This is a genomic window from Sphingopyxis sp. BSNA05 (genome assembly GCF_013265645.1).
Classification (GTDB): domain Bacteria; phylum Pseudomonadota; class Alphaproteobacteria; order Sphingomonadales; family Sphingomonadaceae; genus Parasphingorhabdus.
Genome location: NZ_PYIA01000085.1, coordinates 14,165 through 30,030, shown reverse-complemented (window position 1 = coordinate 30,030; position 15,866 = coordinate 14,165). Strand labels below are relative to the sequence as shown.

The 15,866-nt window shown below is 60.0% G+C and carries 16 protein-coding genes, 1 pseudogene and 1 riboswitch; of the genes and pseudogenes, 5 read left to right on the top strand and 12 right to left on the bottom strand.

All coding sequences use genetic code 11. The features are described from left to right. Window positions 1-7: 7 nt before the first annotated feature. From polA to C8024_RS09495, 3 genes are all read right to left on the bottom strand, one after another. A complete protein-coding gene (gene polA, locus C8024_RS09505; RefSeq protein WP_173204421.1) occupies window positions 8-2,812 on the bottom strand; it encodes a DNA polymerase I in 2,805 nt (934 codons plus the stop codon). Between the two features lie 50 nt (window positions 2,813-2,862). Beyond that, on the bottom strand, window positions 2,863-3,711 hold the full coding sequence (locus C8024_RS09500) for a GGDEF domain-containing protein (protein ID WP_100092948.1): 849 nt from the start codon (window positions 3,709-3,711) through the stop codon (window positions 2,863-2,865). Window positions 3,712-3,838: 127 nt separating this feature from the next. After that, window positions 3,839-4,747, bottom strand: a complete 909-nt coding sequence (locus tag C8024_RS09495) for a LysR family transcriptional regulator (RefSeq protein ID WP_217272127.1) — start codon at window positions 4,745-4,747, stop codon at window positions 3,839-3,841. Between the two features lie 148 nt (window positions 4,748-4,895). Between C8024_RS09495 and C8024_RS09490 the strand changes: the two genes are divergently transcribed. Together C8024_RS09490 and C8024_RS09485 are read left to right on the top strand one after the other, a co-directional pair. After that, the gene (locus C8024_RS09490; RefSeq protein WP_173204417.1) at window positions 4,896-5,312 is read left to right on the top strand and encodes an MAPEG family protein; all 417 of its coding nucleotides are present in this window, start codon (window positions 4,896-4,898) and stop codon (window positions 5,310-5,312) included. Between the two features lie 36 nt (window positions 5,313-5,348). Continuing rightward, window positions 5,349-5,864, top strand: a complete 516-nt coding sequence (locus C8024_RS09485; protein ID WP_173204415.1) for a DUF1993 domain-containing protein — start codon at window positions 5,349-5,351, stop codon at window positions 5,862-5,864. A 6-nt stretch (window positions 5,865-5,870) separates the two neighbouring features. Here C8024_RS09485 and C8024_RS23305 read toward each other — a convergent pair whose 3' ends face one another. Next, a complete protein-coding gene (locus tag C8024_RS23305; RefSeq protein ID WP_173204413.1) occupies window positions 5,871-6,089 on the bottom strand; it encodes an energy transducer TonB in 219 nt (72 codons plus the stop codon). Next, complete coding sequence (locus tag C8024_RS21460; RefSeq protein WP_173204383.1) at window positions 5,990-6,589, bottom strand: hypothetical protein; 600 nt, start codon at window positions 6,587-6,589, stop codon at window positions 5,990-5,992. The genes C8024_RS23305 and C8024_RS21460 overlap by 100 nt, the downstream gene beginning before the upstream one ends. Window positions 6,590-6,667: 78 nt before the next feature. Next, a riboswitch (ZMP/ZTP riboswitch) is annotated at window positions 6,668-6,753 on the top strand. 18 nt (window positions 6,754-6,771) lie between these two features. Here C8024_RS21460 and C8024_RS09470 point away from each other — a divergent pair. Together C8024_RS09470 and C8024_RS09465 are read left to right on the top strand one after the other, a co-directional pair. Continuing rightward, a complete protein-coding gene (locus C8024_RS09470) occupies window positions 6,772-7,455 on the top strand; it encodes a DJ-1/PfpI family protein (protein WP_173204411.1) in 684 nt (227 codons plus the stop codon). 52 nt (window positions 7,456-7,507) lie between these two features. Continuing rightward, on the top strand, window positions 7,508-8,722 hold the full coding sequence (locus C8024_RS09465; RefSeq protein ID WP_173204409.1) for an MFS transporter: 1,215 nt from the start codon (window positions 7,508-7,510) through the stop codon (window positions 8,720-8,722). Here the strand turns inward: C8024_RS09465 and C8024_RS23300 are convergent. The 5 genes and pseudogenes from C8024_RS23300 to C8024_RS09445 form a co-directional block, all read right to left on the bottom strand. Beyond that, a complete protein-coding gene (locus tag C8024_RS23300) occupies window positions 8,719-9,168 on the bottom strand; it encodes a zinc-binding dehydrogenase (protein ID WP_367947260.1) in 450 nt (149 codons plus the stop codon). The genes C8024_RS09465 and C8024_RS23300 overlap by 4 nt on opposite strands. Window positions 9,169-9,461: 293 nt before the next feature. Beyond that, window positions 9,462-9,722 (bottom strand): annotated as a pseudogene (locus tag C8024_RS23295) (NADP-dependent oxidoreductase); the annotation flags it as partial. Window positions 9,723-9,828: 106 nt separating this feature from the next. Next, window positions 9,829-10,902, bottom strand: coding sequence for an MBL fold metallo-hydrolase (locus C8024_RS09455; protein WP_173204407.1), 1,074 nt, complete (start codon window positions 10,900-10,902; stop codon window positions 9,829-9,831). A gap of 21 nt (window positions 10,903-10,923) precedes the next feature. Further along, window positions 10,924-12,300, bottom strand: coding sequence for an L-serine ammonia-lyase (locus C8024_RS09450; protein ID WP_173204405.1), 1,377 nt, complete (start codon window positions 12,298-12,300; stop codon window positions 10,924-10,926). Window positions 12,301-12,525: 225 nt separating this feature from the next. After that, complete coding sequence (locus C8024_RS09445) at window positions 12,526-13,545, bottom strand: zinc-binding alcohol dehydrogenase family protein (protein WP_173204403.1); 1,020 nt, start codon at window positions 13,543-13,545, stop codon at window positions 12,526-12,528. On the opposite strand from C8024_RS09445, the gene C8024_RS09440 reads away from it, so the two are divergent. After that, a complete protein-coding gene (locus C8024_RS09440; protein ID WP_173204401.1) occupies window positions 13,544-13,744 on the top strand; it encodes a hypothetical protein in 201 nt (66 codons plus the stop codon). The genes C8024_RS09445 and C8024_RS09440 overlap by 2 nt on opposite strands. Before the next feature lie 10 nt (window positions 13,745-13,754). Here C8024_RS09440 and groL read toward each other — a convergent pair whose 3' ends face one another. Beyond that, window positions 13,755-15,407 (bottom strand): chaperonin GroEL, encoded by a 1,653-nt coding sequence (groL, locus tag C8024_RS09435; RefSeq protein WP_100092958.1) that lies wholly within the window; start codon window positions 15,405-15,407, stop codon window positions 13,755-13,757. Window positions 15,408-15,454: 47 nt separating this feature from the next. Then, window positions 15,455-15,745, bottom strand: a complete 291-nt coding sequence (gene groES, locus C8024_RS09430) for a co-chaperone GroES (protein ID WP_100092959.1) — start codon at window positions 15,743-15,745, stop codon at window positions 15,455-15,457. Between the last annotated feature and the right edge of the window lie 121 nt (window positions 15,746-15,866).

Sequence of the window (15,866 nt, the reverse complement as noted above, 5' to 3'; positions counted from 1 at the left end):
CCGGCGCCTAGTGCGCCTCGTCCCAGCTCTTGCCGGTCCCGATATCCACATCCAGCGGCACCGATAGTTTTACCGCCGGTTCCGCCGCGCCGGACATGACCGTGCGGATCACCGTGCTGGCGGCTTCGACATCACCCTCGGGCAATTCGAAGACCAGTTCATCGTGGACCTGCATCAGCATCCGGACCTTATCCAGTCCCGCATCGGCGAGCGCAGGCAGCATCCGCGCCATCGCCCGCTTGATGATGTCGGCGCTGGTGCCCTGGATCGGCGCGTTGATCGCGGCGCGTTCGCTGCCCTGCCGTTCGGCCTGGTTAGGGGACTTGATCCGCTCGAACCAGGTCTTGCGACCGAACAGGGTCTCGGTATAGCCGGTTTCACGGACCGATTGCAGCGTCTTCGAAATATATTGATTGATACCCGGGAAACGCTCGAAATAGGTATCGATCATCGCTTGCGCTTCATCCGGATCGACCTCCAGCCGCTTGGCCAGGCCCCAGCGCGAGATGCCGTAGAGAATGGCAAAGTTGATCGTCTTGGCACGGGCGCGGGCGTCGCGGTCTTCGGCCCCGAACAGCTCGCGCGCGGTCCGGTTATGGATATCCTCGCCATTGGCAAAGGCCTCTTTCAGCGTCTCGACATCGGCGATATGCGCCGCCAGCCGGAGTTCGATCTGGCTATAGTCGGCGGCGAGAATGACATTGCCCGGTGCAGCGACAAAGGCCTGCCGTATCTGCCGCCCGATCTCGGTGCGGATCGGGATATTCTGCAAATTGGGTTCGGTCGAGGACAGCCGACCGGTCTGCGCGCCGCTCAGGCTGTAGGAGGTGTGGACGCGCCCGGTTTGCGGATTGATCTGCTCCTGCAGCGCATCGGTATAGGTGGATTTCAGCTTCGCCAGCTGTCGCCAGTCGACCACCTTTTGCGCGATCGGTTCACCATCGCCGGCCAGCCGTTCGAGCACCGTGACATCGGTCGAATATTGACCAGACTTACCCTTTTTGCCGCCCTTCAGACCAAGCTTGCCGAACAGGATTTCACCAAGCTGCTTGGGACTGCCAATGGAAAAGGATTCGCCCGCCAGTTCGTGGATATCCGCTTCCAGCTTTTCCATTTCCTCGGCAAAGGTCTTGGACAGCCGCGCCAGTTCTTCACGGTCGACCAGCACGCCGCTGGCTTCCATCCCGGCAATCACCGGCACCAGCGGACGGTCGACCATCTGGTAGATGCGCGTCGCCCGTTCCGGGACCATCCGCAGCCGCAATATTTCCCACAGGCGCAGCGTCACATCAGCGTCTTCCGCACCATATTCGGTGGCCTTGTCGAGCGGCACTTCGGCAAAGCCGATCGCCTTCTTGCCGGTGCCGGTGAGCGACTTGAAGCTGATACATTCGTGCCCGAGATGCAGCTTGCTGAGCTCGTCCATGCCGTGGCCGTGCAGGCCGGCATCGAGATTGAAGCTCATCACCAAAGTGTCGTCAAACGGCGCGATCCGGATATCATGCTGGGCCAGTACGCCCATGTCATATTTCAGATTCTGACCGACTTTCAGCACCGCATCATCCTCGAGCAGCGGCTTCAGCTTCGCCAGCGCCTCCTCCAGCCCGATCTGCTGCGGCGTCTCGCCGAACATGTCGCCGCTGCCATGACCGAGCGGGACATAGCAGGCCTCGTTGGGACCGGTGGCCAGACAGACGCCAACGATGCGCGCGGTGACGCTTTCGAGACTGTCGGTTTCCAGATCCACCGCGCAGACGCCTTGCGCCGTTGCCCGCGCGATCCACTGGTCCAGCGTATCGATCTCCTGCACACATTCATAAGTGCTGCGGTCTATCGCCGGTGCGTCCGGCAATTTTGCGGCAACCGGAGTACCGGCTTCCTCCGCCACATCGGGATTTTGCGGTTCGGCATGGCCGTCGCCACCCAGTTTGCGGAGCAGGCTGTTGAACCCGTGATCCGCCAGAAATTCGCGCAGCGGCCCATCGGGAATATCCTGAATGAGGAAACTCTCCAGCGTATCGGGCAGCGGGCAATCCTCGCGCAGGGTCACCAGCTCGCGCGACAGCCGCGCCTGATCGGCAAATTCGACCAGATTGTCGCGCATCTTGGATTTCTTCATATCCGGCGCGGCGGCGAGAACGCTTTCGATATCACCATATTCGTTGATCAATTTGGACGCCGTCTTCGGCCCGATGCCCGGCACGCCGGGGATATTGTCCGAACTGTCGCCCATCAAGCCAAGCACATCGCCCAGCTTCTCCGGCCCGACGCCGAATTTCTCCTCGACCGTGGCGCGGTTCATCCGGGCGTTCTTCATCGTATCGAGCATGTCGACGCGGCTGTCGTCATGCGGCTCGATCAGCTGCATCAGATCCTTGTCGGACGAGACAATCGTGACCTTCCAGCCCTCGGCCAGCGCCGCCTTGGTATAAGAGGCGATCATGTCGTCGGCCTCGACATTCTCTTCCTCGATCAGGGGCAGAGAAAAGGCCCGCGTGGCGTCGCGGATCATCGGAAATTGCGGCTTCAGATCCTCCGGTGCCTCCGGCCGGTTGGCCTTATACTGGTCGTAGAGGTCATTGCGGAAACTGGTTCCCGCCTTGTCCAGCACCACCGCCATATGGGTCGGACCGTCGGCCTTGTTGAGCTCGTCGGCGAGCTTCCACAACATCGTCGTATAGCCATAGACCGCGCCGACCGGTTCGCCGCGGACATTGGTCAGCGGCGGCAGGCGGTGATAGGCACGGAAAATATAGGCCGAGCCGTCAACAAGATAGAGATGGTTGGGTTTGCTGTCTGTAGGGTCCGTCATGGCTGCCAGCACTAGCAGCGCCAGCAGCCTTCGTCATTTCAAATTCTGCTTCAGCGGAAATTTGAATGGACGACAAATGGTTTGAAATCCTGGACCCGATCGTGGACGGGGCGCGGCTTGGCACTCATGCCCGGTTCGAACAGCGCAACCTGGTTGCGCCCGCGCCGTTTGGCGGTGAACAAGGCGGTGTCCGCATTGCCCATGAGCGCGGCCCGGTCCTGATGCGGGGCGATATCGGCAACGCCGATGCTCACCGTGATCACATGCCGCATATTGCGGTGCGGCTCGAAGATCGTGTTCTCGATCTCGTGCCGGATGATCTCGCCGATGATCTGTCCTTCAGGCGCGCTGGTGTCGGGCAGGAATATACCGAATTCCTCGCCGCCGATCCGGCCGACCACGTCATCCTTGCGCAAGATTTTCCGGAAGACGTCACCCAGCAGGATCAGCGCCTTATCGCCTATCGGATGTCCGAAATTATCGTTGATTTTCTTGAAGTGATCAACGTCGACGATCATCAGCACATTGGACTGGTCATTCACGCGCAATATATCGAGCTGGGCGAAAAAGCTGTCGCGGCTGAGCAACCCGGTCATGCCGTCGAAATTGGCCCGCTGTTCGAGCGCCTTGTTCGCCTGGCGCAAGTCGGATTGCGTTTCCTTGAGCCGGTTGGTCAGCCGGACGAGCTTGAACCGCTGTTTCGACATGTAGAGGCCCAGCGGGAAGGTAATCGCCCAGGGAATCAGAAAGGACATGTTGAGCGCCGGCCAGAAACGGTCGTCCACGCCGAAGAACAGGAAATAGACAATTCCGGTGAACGTAACCGATAACAATGCCGCGATGGCCGAAATGATGGCGGTCTGTCGAACAGGCGACAAGCTGGACATTGTTGTGTTCATGAAACTGTCCAATAGCGGAGATATATTGAACGCCTATGCAGATCATTGGTTAACGCGCTGGTCTTGATTGGCGCGCATATTGTGTTGTTCTGGGGCAGGTCGGTCCGGCGACCGGCTTTTCCGGGCCTCAATCGGGCAGAATTCCCTGCAAGGCCGCCCGGTTGTCGCGCAGCACCGTTTCGGCAAAATCCATGAAGGCGCGAACCCGGGCGGTCCTGCGCAAATCCTCGTGGGTCAATATCCAGATATCGCGCGAGGGTAGCGGATCGCGGTTGGTTGCCCGCACCAGACCGGGCACGCCGTCGGCGGCGATGCAGGGAACCATCACCAGACCCATTCCGGCCCGCGCCATCTGTACCTGCAAAGTCATGCTGGCAAAGCTGCCCCAGACCGGCACCCGCGCATATTCGCTGTCCTGGGTCCAGTCGGGATAGCGGCCGTCGTGCTCGCTCCAGCCGATCCAACGCGCATCTTCCGGCCGGTTTTCAAAATCCTGACGCGCCAGATAGTCCGGATTGGCATAAATGGACGTATAATAAGAGAACAGCCGTTTGCCGACCAGAGCATCGGGTGGATTATTGTCCATCCGGATCGCGATATCCGCTTCCCGCCGGGCGACATCGAGCAAGTCGAAGCTGGTAAGAATTTGCAGGTCGAGCCCCGGATAGGCATCGCAGAACTCGGGCAGGCGGTCCGCGAAAAAGGCCACGGCGAACGGTTCGGCCATGGTCACCTTGAGAGTGCCGGTCAGTTCATTGTCACGCCCGGCGATATGGCGCTCCACTGCAAATAATTCTTCAGAGAACCGGTCGGCGACGTGCGCCAGCTCCTCTCCCGACGCGGTCGGGAAATAGCCTTCCGGCCGGCGCTCGAACAGACGACTGTCGAGCGACTTTTCCAATTGTTCGATCCTGCGGCTTACGGTGCTGTGGTGCACGCCAAGCTGCTTGGCGGCGGCACGCACCGTGCCGACTTCCATGACCATGCGGAACGTCTTGACCTCTTCCCAGTCCATAAACGCGGACTGTAGCGGCAAGAGCCCGGCATTGCATGGCTAAAATTTGCACCAGCAAGGTGCAATCCGTCGCTTTGACATCCTGTTTTTACGCCGATAAAAATCTTGTCATCGCGCCACCCCTGCCGCAGGTTGAGCCAGGACAAGATCGACTATCAGGAGAGTGCCCATGACCATACCGATTATCGCGGCCTTTACCGGCGCTATTCTCGTTATATTGCAGGCGATATTGATGATTGCGGTCGGCATGCACCGCATCCGCAACCGGATTGCCCTGGGCACCGGCGGCGATCCGGCGCTGGAACGCAAGGTCCGTCGCCACGCCAATCTCGCCGAAAATGCCGCCCTGTTCATCGTCGTGCTGGCGCTGGCGGAAATGACGGTGGTGCCCAATGATATCGTCCGGATCATCGCCATCGTCTTCATCATCGGCCGCATTTTGCACGCCATTGCCCTGTCGACAGTCTCCGGTTCGCATGGCGCGGAAACCGGCAAGATTTTCCAGGCCTTCCGGGCCATTGGCGCGCTCAGCACCTTCGGCAGCTTCATCGCGCTGGGGGGCTATCTGCTCGCCGGCCTGTTCTAGCCCTTCCCGTTCCACCCGTTTGCAGAAAGACATATCATGACCACTGCCCTCTCCAGGATTTTCAAAAACTCCACCGCGCAGGCGTTTCGCGGACTGACCACGGTTCTGGAAAAGGCCAGGGCAACCGCAGAGGCAGCCGGGACGGCCGAAGAGGCCTATCTCGGCGCGCGCCTGTTTCCCGATATGAACGATCTGAAATGGCAGGTGCAGATGATCACCGAATTTGCCGTGCGCGGGGCGGCGCGGATGAGCGGAACCGCGCCCGATGATCTGCCGAACCTGCCGATGGAAGGGGAAACATTCGACGCCCTGATCGGACGGATTGCCGAATGTGCGGCGACAGTCGCCGCTACCGATGATGCGACGATTGACGGCAATGCCGGCATGAAAATCACCATGCCGGTCGGCCCGGAACAGACCATTGATCTCGACGGCGAGACCTATGTGCTCAGCTTCTTCCTGCCCAATCTCTATTTCCACGTCACCACCGCCTATAATCTGTTGCGGATGCAGGGTGTAGCGATCGGCAAACGCGAATATATGGGCATGTAAGGCGGCTCAGTTGGCCCGCTGCGGCCCGCGGCCATCCTGCCACCATTCCTGCAGCCAGCCATAGGGTCGCGCCACCGCCCGGCCGCTTGCGTCCCGCGCCGGTTCGAAGCGGAAACGCTGCTCGATCAGCTTGCAAGTGGTGGCATCGAGAGTGGCGTGACTACTGGATTGGTGAATCCGGCAGTCGCTTGCCCGGCCATCGGCGCCGACGGTGAAATGGGCCACCACATTGCCCCGATTCCCGGATTGCCAAACCGATCGCGGGATATCCTTGCGGCTGATTGCCCCGGAAACATAGCGCGGACCAGAGACAATACCACCACCGCCGTAGCCATCACCCTGACCCCCGCTGCCGGAACCCGGCCCGGCCTGATCGGAAGCACCAGCCTGGCTTCCTCTCCCGGTCCGGCAACCGGCGCGGCGATCACGGGCGATTCGATTTTCAGTTTGATTTCCGGTACCGGCGCCACAATCTGGGTTGGCGCAGCATTCAGATTCTCTGGGGAGGCGGCTTCTTTGATCGATTTCGCCGGCTGTTCGGCGGGGGCCGGTTCAGGCGGCAGCGGCGGAGTGACATTGATGACCGTGAATCCCGCCGTCACGGTCTTGGCGACTTCCATTCCCATGCCGCTGAACAACGCATAACCGATCATGGCATGGATGGTCACCACACCCGCGATGGATTTCGCACGCTGCTGCCAGCCGGTTTCCGCCAGATAGTTCATTCCGCATTTATAGCAGGGAAAGCATGAACATATTCTGGCCGTTTCGGATTTGGTGCTTCGTCGATTTTCTGCTATTCTGCGCGGGTTCGTGACTGGCGAGATCAGGATGGCTTACCATCGGGGAGCGGACGAATTTTCAAAAGCCGATCGCCTGGGCGCCTCTCAAACTATGGAGCAGCCCCATGACCGACAGCCCGAAACCCTTCCACATCGTCTTCCTGCTGTTTGACGGCATCACCCAGCTGGATTTCACAGGCCCAGCGCAGGTGCTTTGCCGGATTCCCGGCGCCGTCGTTCACACAGCGGCGAAAGAAATCAAGCCGATACAGACAGACAGCGGTTTCGCCATTCTCCCCTCGACCGGTTTCACCGATTGCCCGCAAGCCGACCTGCTGTGCGTGCCCGGTGGTTTCGGCACCCGCGATGTCATTCAGGATGAAGCCACGCTGCAATTCATGCGCGATCAGGCCGCGGCTGCCCGATATGTCACCTCGGTATGCACCGGTTCGCTGGCGCTCGGAGCGGCAGGGCTGCTGGAGGGCAGGCGGGCGACCAGCCATTGGGCCTATACCGGATTGCTCGAAAAATTCGGCGCAACGCATGAAAAAGCGCGGGTGGTCAAGGATGGCAATATCATCACCGCCGGCGGGGTAACCTCGGGCATCGACTTCGCCCTGACCGTGGTGGCGGAAATCGCCGGACAGCAATGGGCCGAATCAATCCAGCTCAGCCTCGAATATGATCCGCACCCGCCGTTCGACAGCGGCCACCCCGACGTCGCCGATCCAGATCTGCTCGCCGCCCTGCTGGACCGCGTCTACGAAAAGGCGGCCGGGGATCTGGCCGACATTATTGATAGGCCATAGGTCCGGAATTTCCTTTTCCGCTGCGCTGCTTATCGCGTAAGCGCAGTGGGGAATGAACAGTCCCGCCCCGATCGAAAGCCAAGCACCCGCCCGCATCAGCGAGCTGCGGCTCTTCCTCTTCGCGCTGTCGTCGGCGGCAGTGATCGCCAACGGCTATTATCTCCATCCCCTGATCACGCCGGTCGCCGAGGAATTCGGTGTCAGCGGCGCGACCGTCGGACTGGCTCCGGCGTTCAACCAGATCGCCCTGGCGCTGGGCATATTGCTGCTGTTGCCGCTTGGAGACCGGATCAACAACCGCACGCTGGTGACGATCTTTGTCGGCGGACAGTTTCTGGCGATGCTCGCCATGGCCCTGTCCGGCAGCTTCGTGATATTTGTCGCCGCTTCCTCGCTGCTCGGCTTTGTCACCATCGCCCCCTATCTGCTGCCGGCCTATGTGACGAAACGCGTGGCCCCGGAACGCATTGGCCATGTCACCGGAATCATGACCGCGGGCGTGACGCTCGGCATATTGGGCAGCCGGGTCGGCGGCGGTCTGCTCGGCCATTATTTCGGCTGGCGCTCGGCCTATTGGGTCGGGGTGGCGTGCATGGCTATGCTGGTAATCCTGCTGCCGCTGATCATGGAGCGCAGACGGGACGAGAAGCCTTCGGACGTGGTGCCGCCGCGCTATGGCGAGCTGCTCCGCTCGCTCTGGCCGATCATGAAATCCCTGCCGGAGGTACCGCTGGGCGGGCTGATACAGGCGCTGTCCTTCGGCCTGTTTCTCGCTATCTGGCTGGCGATCGGCCTGCACTTGCCGCGCAACGGCTATGGCGTCGATACGGTAGGCTATCTGGCGATCATCGCCATTATCAACGTCTTCGGCTCGCCCTTTGCCGGCCGGTTCGCAGACCGTATCGGCGCCGAGCGCGCGCGCATCTATTTCTCGCTGGCACAGCTGGCCGGTGTCTGCATCCTCCCCTTTGCCGGCCAGAATCTGGTCCTTCTGGTCATTGCGGTCATCTTCAATACGATTGGCGGAGCTTCGGTGGATATCTGCAGCCGGACAATCCTGTTCAAACGCGCGCCGGAGATCCGCACAAGGCTGATGACCATCTATATCGTCATCATGTTCATCGGCGGCGGCATATCGAGCTGGCTAGGCGCGGCGACATATGAATATGCCGGATGGCCCGGGATTTCGGTCATGGCGATCTGCTATGCGCTGACCATCATGGGCCTGTCGCTCTGGGGCCTGCGCTTCCGCCAGGCCGGAGCCTAGACCTTCACCAATACCTTGCCGATATTGCCGCCGCTGAACAGCTTCCCATAAGCGTTCAGGACATTCTCGATGCCGTAGGTGACATCGAACGGCGTGTCGATCAGACCTTCGTCGAGCCAGCCTTTCAGCTCCACTGTCAGCCGCTCGCCCTGATCGGCAAAATCGGGTGAGAAAAAGCCTTCGATGCGCAGCCGCTTCATCAATATCTGGTCGAACTGCTCCGGCCCGCGCCCGCGTCCGTCGCCCTCATATTGGGCGAGCAGACCGCAAAGCGCGATCCGGCCGTAGAGCGCCATATTGGGCAGAACGGCATCGAGTATCGGCCCGCCGACATTGTCGAAATAGGCGTTGATACCGCCTTCAACTTTTGCCAGTTCGGCGGCGATATCGTCATTTTGTAATCGATCGCCTTGGTGATGCCGAGCTCGTCTTCCAGCCAGCGGCATTTTTCGGGGCCGCCCGCCAGGCCATAGACATTGGCGCCCAATATCTTTGCGACCTGGCAGGCCAGCACGCCGGTCGATCCGGCAGCCGCAGAGACCAGTACATTTTCGCCGGCCTTCACGCCTGCCGTTTCCTTGATCCCCCAGAGCGCGGTCCAGCCGTTGAAGCCGAGCACGCCGAAATGCTGCTTGATATCCCCGATCGTATCATCGACCCTGACCAGCCCGGCCAGTTCCGGCTGTAATATGCTATATTCGGCCCATTGCCCGAACCCACGCACCAGATCTCCCTCGGCAAAACCGTCATGACGGGAAGCCGTGACATGGCCGAGCACCAGCCCGACCATCTTGGTGCCCAGTTCGAGCGGTGGCTGATAACTGTCCTCGCGCTCGGTCATCCACATCCGCGTGCCCGCGTCCATCGACAGATAGGCCGCTTTGACCAGCACCTCGCCATCGGCAAGTTCCGGCATTGGCTCGCTTTCCAGCGACAGCGAGCCTGAAACATCCTGTGCTTCGGGGCGAGAATTCAGCCGCCAATATCGGTTGATGGTCATAGTCGTGCCCTCGCGAAGGCGGGGGCCCATCTCCCGCTTGTGCATTTAGACGTCATGTCAGGAGATGGGCTCCTGCCTGCGCAGGAGCACAGGAATTGCCGCCAAATTAAAGCAAATCGCCCTGTTCGATACTATCCTTATTGGCGGGAAGACTGAACAGCATCCCGTCCTTGCCGAGCACAATCGGGCCGTCATAGGCAGCATCGGCACCTTTCATGAAATAGGCGTCGAGATAGCCCAGCGGCAGCGCCGGAACGATATGCGAGAAGACCAGCATTTTCGCCTTGCCGGCCTTGGCCGTCTCCGCCGCCTCGACCGGCGTGGTGTGATAGTCGGGAATATCCGCCATGATTTTCACCAGCCGTTTGCGTCCGGCTTTTTCGAATGCTGTTTCCAGCGTGCCGACCATCTTGGCGTTCAGCACTTCGTGGACCAGCAGATCGCAACCGCTGCAGGCCTTGGCAACCGCTGGCAGCTTCACCGTATCACCGCTGAAAACGACCGAGCGGCCTTTGTAGTCGAAACGATAGCCGACTGCGGGCGCAATCGGTTTATGCGCCACGGAAAAGGCGGTGATCCGGATGCCATCCTTTTCGTAGACGACCATCTGGTCCTGTCCTTCGGGGAAGGTGAAGGGCTGCGCCGCGCCGCCCGCACCGGAAGCCGGCATCGTCGCTTCGCCATGATGGGCGATACGATATTGCACATCGGCGGCATAAGCGGCGTTCAGCCCGTCGACGATCACTTCCACGCCCTCTGGCGCGATCACCGGCAACGGCGCGTCACGACCGCCGCCAGCCCAGCGCTGCAGCATCAATTCGCCCATGCCGTCGATATGATCGCTGTGGAAATGGGTGAGCAGCAGGGCTTCGGTCGCGCCGGGATTGAGACCCATCAGACCCAGATTGCGCACCGCGCCGCCGCCGATATCGACGATGAACAGCTTGCCGTCGATGATCACCGCCGAACAGGGTCCGGCCCGGGTCGGATCGGGCAACGGCGATCCGGACCCGCAGAGCGCGACATGCATGCCGTCCGGCAGGTCGCCAATGACATCGCGCGTCACCGCGGTTTCGACCGCACCGGCAAAGAGCCGCTCTCCGATTTGCTCCTGAAACAGCAGCGCAGCGCCGATCCCGAACAGTATCAGCAGCAACAGACCCAGGCCCAGCTTCTTCATTTGATTTCCCTCCCGATTCGGTCAGCATTCCACCAAATTGACGGCAAGTCCACCTTGCGAGGTTTCCTTGTAGCGCTCGGACATGTCGAGGCCGGTCTTGCGCATCGTCTCGATCACCTCGTCGAGACTGACCCGGTGCGTGCCGTCGCCGAGAATCGACAGGCGGGCCGCCTCGATCGCCTTGACCGCACCGACGGCGTTGCGTTCGATGCACGGCACCTGCACCAGTCCGCCGACCGGATCGCAGGTCAGGCCGAGATTATGCTCCATCCCGATTTCGGCGGCATTCTCGACCTGCAGCGGGGTCCCGCCCCAGGCAGCGGTCAGGCCGGCTGCGGCCATCGAACACGCAACGCCGACTTCCCCCTGACAGCCGACTTCCGCACCCGATATCGAGGCATTTTCCTTGAACAGGGACCCGATGGCCGCTGCCGTCAGCAGAAAGGTCTCCACGCCCGCCGCATCCGCCTTGGGCGCAAATCTTTCGTAGAACCGGAGCACCGAGGGAATGATCCCGGCTGCGCCATTGGTCGGCGCGGTCACCACCTTGCCGCCGGCGGCATTTTCCTCGTTCACCGCCAGCGCCCACAGATTCACCCAGTCGAGAATGGTCAGCGGATCGGACAGGGCGCGCTCCTGCCGCTCCATCAACCGCGCGTGGATCAGCGGCGCCCGGCGCTTGACACGCAGCCCGCCCGGCAAAATCCCGCCCTGCAATATGCCCCGGTCGATGCAGGCCGACATGGCATCGGCGATGGCGCGAATGTCGGCGCTTATCTGGTCGTCGGATTTTTCCGTGCGCTCGTTATCGCGCATGATATCGGCGATAGAGAGGCCCTTTTCCTCTGCGATCCGGAGCAAATCGGCGCCCGAGCAGAAGCGATGCGGCACATCCCAGAGACCGCTTTCCGGATTGTTGCTGCCGATCTGGTCCTCGTCCAGGATCGCGCCGCCGCCGACCGAATAATAGACTCGCGTATCGATAACGTGCTCGCCTGAATAGGCATTGAAGCGCATCGCATTGCTGTGAAAATCGAGCCGCTTTTTCTGGTCGAAGATGAGGTCCGCCGCCTCGTCAAAGGCAATCTCCCGCGAACCGTTCAGGCTGATCTTTTCGCAGGAGCGAATCTGCTCCACCAGACTGTCCGCCGCATCGGGCTCGATATTGTCCGGTCGCTGGCCGGAAAGCCCGAGCAGGATTGCCCGGTCGGTCGCGTGCCCCTTGCCGGTCAGCGCCAGCGAACCGAAGAGCAAGGTCTCCAGCCTTGTCACCTCTCCCAGCCTGCCGGACTCGCCCAGACGTTCGACAAACATGGCAGCCGCCAGCATCGGCCCCATCGTGTGTGAACTCGACGGGCCGACGCCAATCTTGAACAGATCAAATGTGCTGGCGACCATATATCCCGTCCCTCCCCCTGCTCCGGCGCGGCCGGGGTCTGTCTCCTCGGGGATTGCCTATATCAAGACGAAGAACGAGATGATAGCGATTGTAACCAGATTGCGTCCGGGCCACTGGTATAAAGCCACAAAAGGCGGGCCGGAAATTTCTTCCCGGCCCTCGTCGTTGTTCTGCGCGATCGCCTGACTCTCGGTGATCCGGGATCGCCCCGAAACCGCTCCCGGTCAGGAAGCGAAATTCTCGAGCACCAGCTTGCCGGTCGCCCGACCGGTTTCCAGCAGGGCATGCGCCTTGCGCAGATTCTCTGCGTTGATCGGCGTAAATATCTCGTTGACCGTCGAGCGAATTCGGCCCGCGTCGATTTCGTCGGCGACATGATTGAGCAGCCTGTGCTGTTCGATCATATCGGGCGTCTGGAACATCGAACGGGTGAACATGAATTCCCAGACCAGACCGGCGGCCTTGGTCTTCAGCACGGCCTGGCTCAACGGCTTTACATTCTCAACAATGGACACGATCCTTCCCTGTGGCCGGATCAGGTCGGTCACCGCATCCCAATGGCCGTCGGTGTGATTGAAGATCGCGATATGATCGACAAATTCCAGCCCCAGCTTCTCGACCTGCGGGCGCAGCGCTTCGCGGTGATTGATGACATGATCGGCGCCCAGATCGCGCACCCATTGCGATGTCTCTTCGCGGGAAGCGGTCGCGATCACCGTGAGGCCAGCCGCCTTGGCCAGCTGGATGGCGATCGATCCGACGCCGCCCGCGCCGCCTATGATCAGGAGCGTTTCGCCCCGGTTGCCGCCGTCCCGGTCGAGGTCGAGCCGGTCGAAAAAGGCTTCATAGGCAGTAATAGTGGTCAGCGGCAAGGCGGCGGCTTCGGCAAAGCCGAGCGACGTCGGCTTGCGGCCGACGATCCGCTCGTCGACCAGCTGATATTCGGCATAGGCGCCAGGCCGGGTGATATCCCCGGCATAATAGACTTCGTCGCCGGGGCTGAACAATGTCACATCCCGGCCAACAGCCTCCACGACGCCTGCGGCATCCCATCCAAGGATACGGGGCCTGTCCTCCACATCATCCTTGGGCGCGCGCACCTTCACATCGACAGGGTTTACGGCAATGGCGTGAATTTTGACCAATATGTCCCGGCCTTCGGCAACGGGCTTTTCCAATTCCACATCGACCAGGGATTCCGGATTTTCGATGGGCAGGTAACGGGTTAGTCCAATGGCTTTCATGATCGATATCCTTTTGCTGGTGCCGCCTGGCTTGCTGTGCGCCATCCCTACAATGTTCTGGTGGCGGAATAATTGGCTAGTTCTGGAAATCACTATTTCCCATTTCCAAACAATCGACAATGCCCCCTGTCGCGGCGACAACGAAAAAGGGGCCGGAAGTTTCCTTCCAGCCCCTCTTGTTGATTTCAGCGTAGACTGAACAGTCGGGTTTAGAAGCCCATTCCGCCCATGCCGCCGCCCATGCCGCCCATGTCGGGCATGCCGCCACCGGCTTTGTCTTCTGATGGTGTTTCAGCGACAGCCGCTTCGGTGGTGATCAGCAGGCCGGCAACCGAGGACGCGTCCTGCAGTGCTGCACGGACAACCTTGGTCGGATCGATGACGCCAGCTTTGACAAGGTCTTCATAGACATCGGTCGATGCGTTGAAGCCAAATTCCTTGCTCTTCTGGTCCAGCATCTTGCCGGCAACAACCGCGCCGTCGAAGCCCGCATTTTCAGCGATCTGGCGAACCGGAGCCTGCAGCGCCTTGCGAACGATGTCGATACCGCGGGTCTGGTCGTCGTTGACGCCTTCGAGGCCCTTGAGTGCCGAAGTTGCATAGAGCAGAGCGGAACCGCCGCCAGGGACAATGCCTTCTTCAACGGCAGCACGGGTTGCGTGCAGCGCGTCGTCGACACGGTCTTTCTTCTCTTTCACTTCAACTTCGGTCGCGCCGCCGACCTTGATCACGGCAACACCGCCAGCGAGTTTCGCCAGACGTTCCTGCAGCTTCTCTTTGTCATAGTCGGAAGTGGTGTTTTCGATCTGCGAACGGATCGCTTCAACACGTGCCTTGATGTCGGCTTTCTTGCCAGCGCCGTCGACGATCGTGGTGTTATCCTTGTCGATCGTGACATTCTTGGCTTCACCGAGCATGTTCAGCGTAACGCTTTCCAGCTTGATGCCGAGATCTTCGGAGATCATTTCACCCTTGGTGAGGATCGCGATATCTTCGAGCATCGCTTTACGGCGATCACCGAAACCAGGTGCCTTGACCGCAGCGATCTTCAGGCCGCCACGCAGCTTGTTGACCACGAGGGTCGCCAGCGCTTCGCCTTCGATATCTTCGGCAATGATCAGGAGCGGACGTCCGGCTTGCACAACAGCTTCCAGAATCGGGAGCAGTGGCTGCAGGTTGGTCAGCTTCTTTTCGTGGATCAGGATGTAGGGATTTTCGAGGTCCGCGATCATCTTGTCCGGGTTGGTGATGAAATAAGGGGACAGGTAACCGCGGTCAAACTGCATGCCTTCGACAACGTCGAGTTCAAAGTCGAGACCCTTGGCTTCTTCAACCGTGATAACACCTTCTTTGCCGACTTTTTCCATGGCTTCGGCGATTTTCTCGCCAACTTCACGGTCGCCGTTGGCGGAGATGATGCCAACCTGGGCAATTTCTTCGCTGCCCTTGACGTCTTTCGAGCGTTTCTTGAGATCCGCAACCACGGCTTCAACAGCCTGGTCGATGCCGCGCTTCAGATCCATCGGGTTCATACCGGCAGAAACGGATTTCATGCCTTCCTTGACGATCGCCTGGGCAAGAACGGTTGCGGTGGTGGTGCCGTCGCCAGCAACATCGTTGGTTTTCGATGCGACTTCACGAAGCATCTGTGCGCCCATATTTTCGAACTTGTCTTTCAGTTCGATTTCCTTGGCAACCGAAACACCGTCCTTGGTGATGCGCGGTGCGCCAAAGCTCTTGTCGAGCACAACGTTCCGGCCTTTGGGGCCGAGGGTTACTTTAACGGCGTCAGCCAGCGTGTTCACACCCTTGAGGATGCGTTCGCGAGCGTCGCGACCAAATTTTACGTCTTTAGCAGCCATGATATTTTCCTCTGCTTAGTTGATTGAAATGATGATGGGAGAAAGGCTTATTTCTCGAGAATGCCGAGAATATCGCTTTCCTTCATGATGATCAGTTCTTCGCCGTCGACGGTGACTTCCGTGCCGGACCATTTGCCGAACAGGATCTTGTCGCCTTTTTTGACGTCGAGCGGAGTGGCTTTGCCACTGTCGTCTTTCAGGCCGTTGCCGACAGCGACAACCTTGCCTTCAGATGGCTTTTCCTGGGCGCTATCCGGAATGATGATGCCGCCAGCAGTCTTGGTATCCGCTTCGACGCGACGCACCAGTACACGGTCATGTAATGGACGAAATTTCATAGATTTCCCTTTCTTGTCCAATCCAAATCTCTTCAGACCAGCCGTTGCGGCCGGTCGGCAGAGCAGAATTTGTGTGAATTAGCACTCTCTCCTTTCGAGTGCTAACGAAGTCCATGTAATA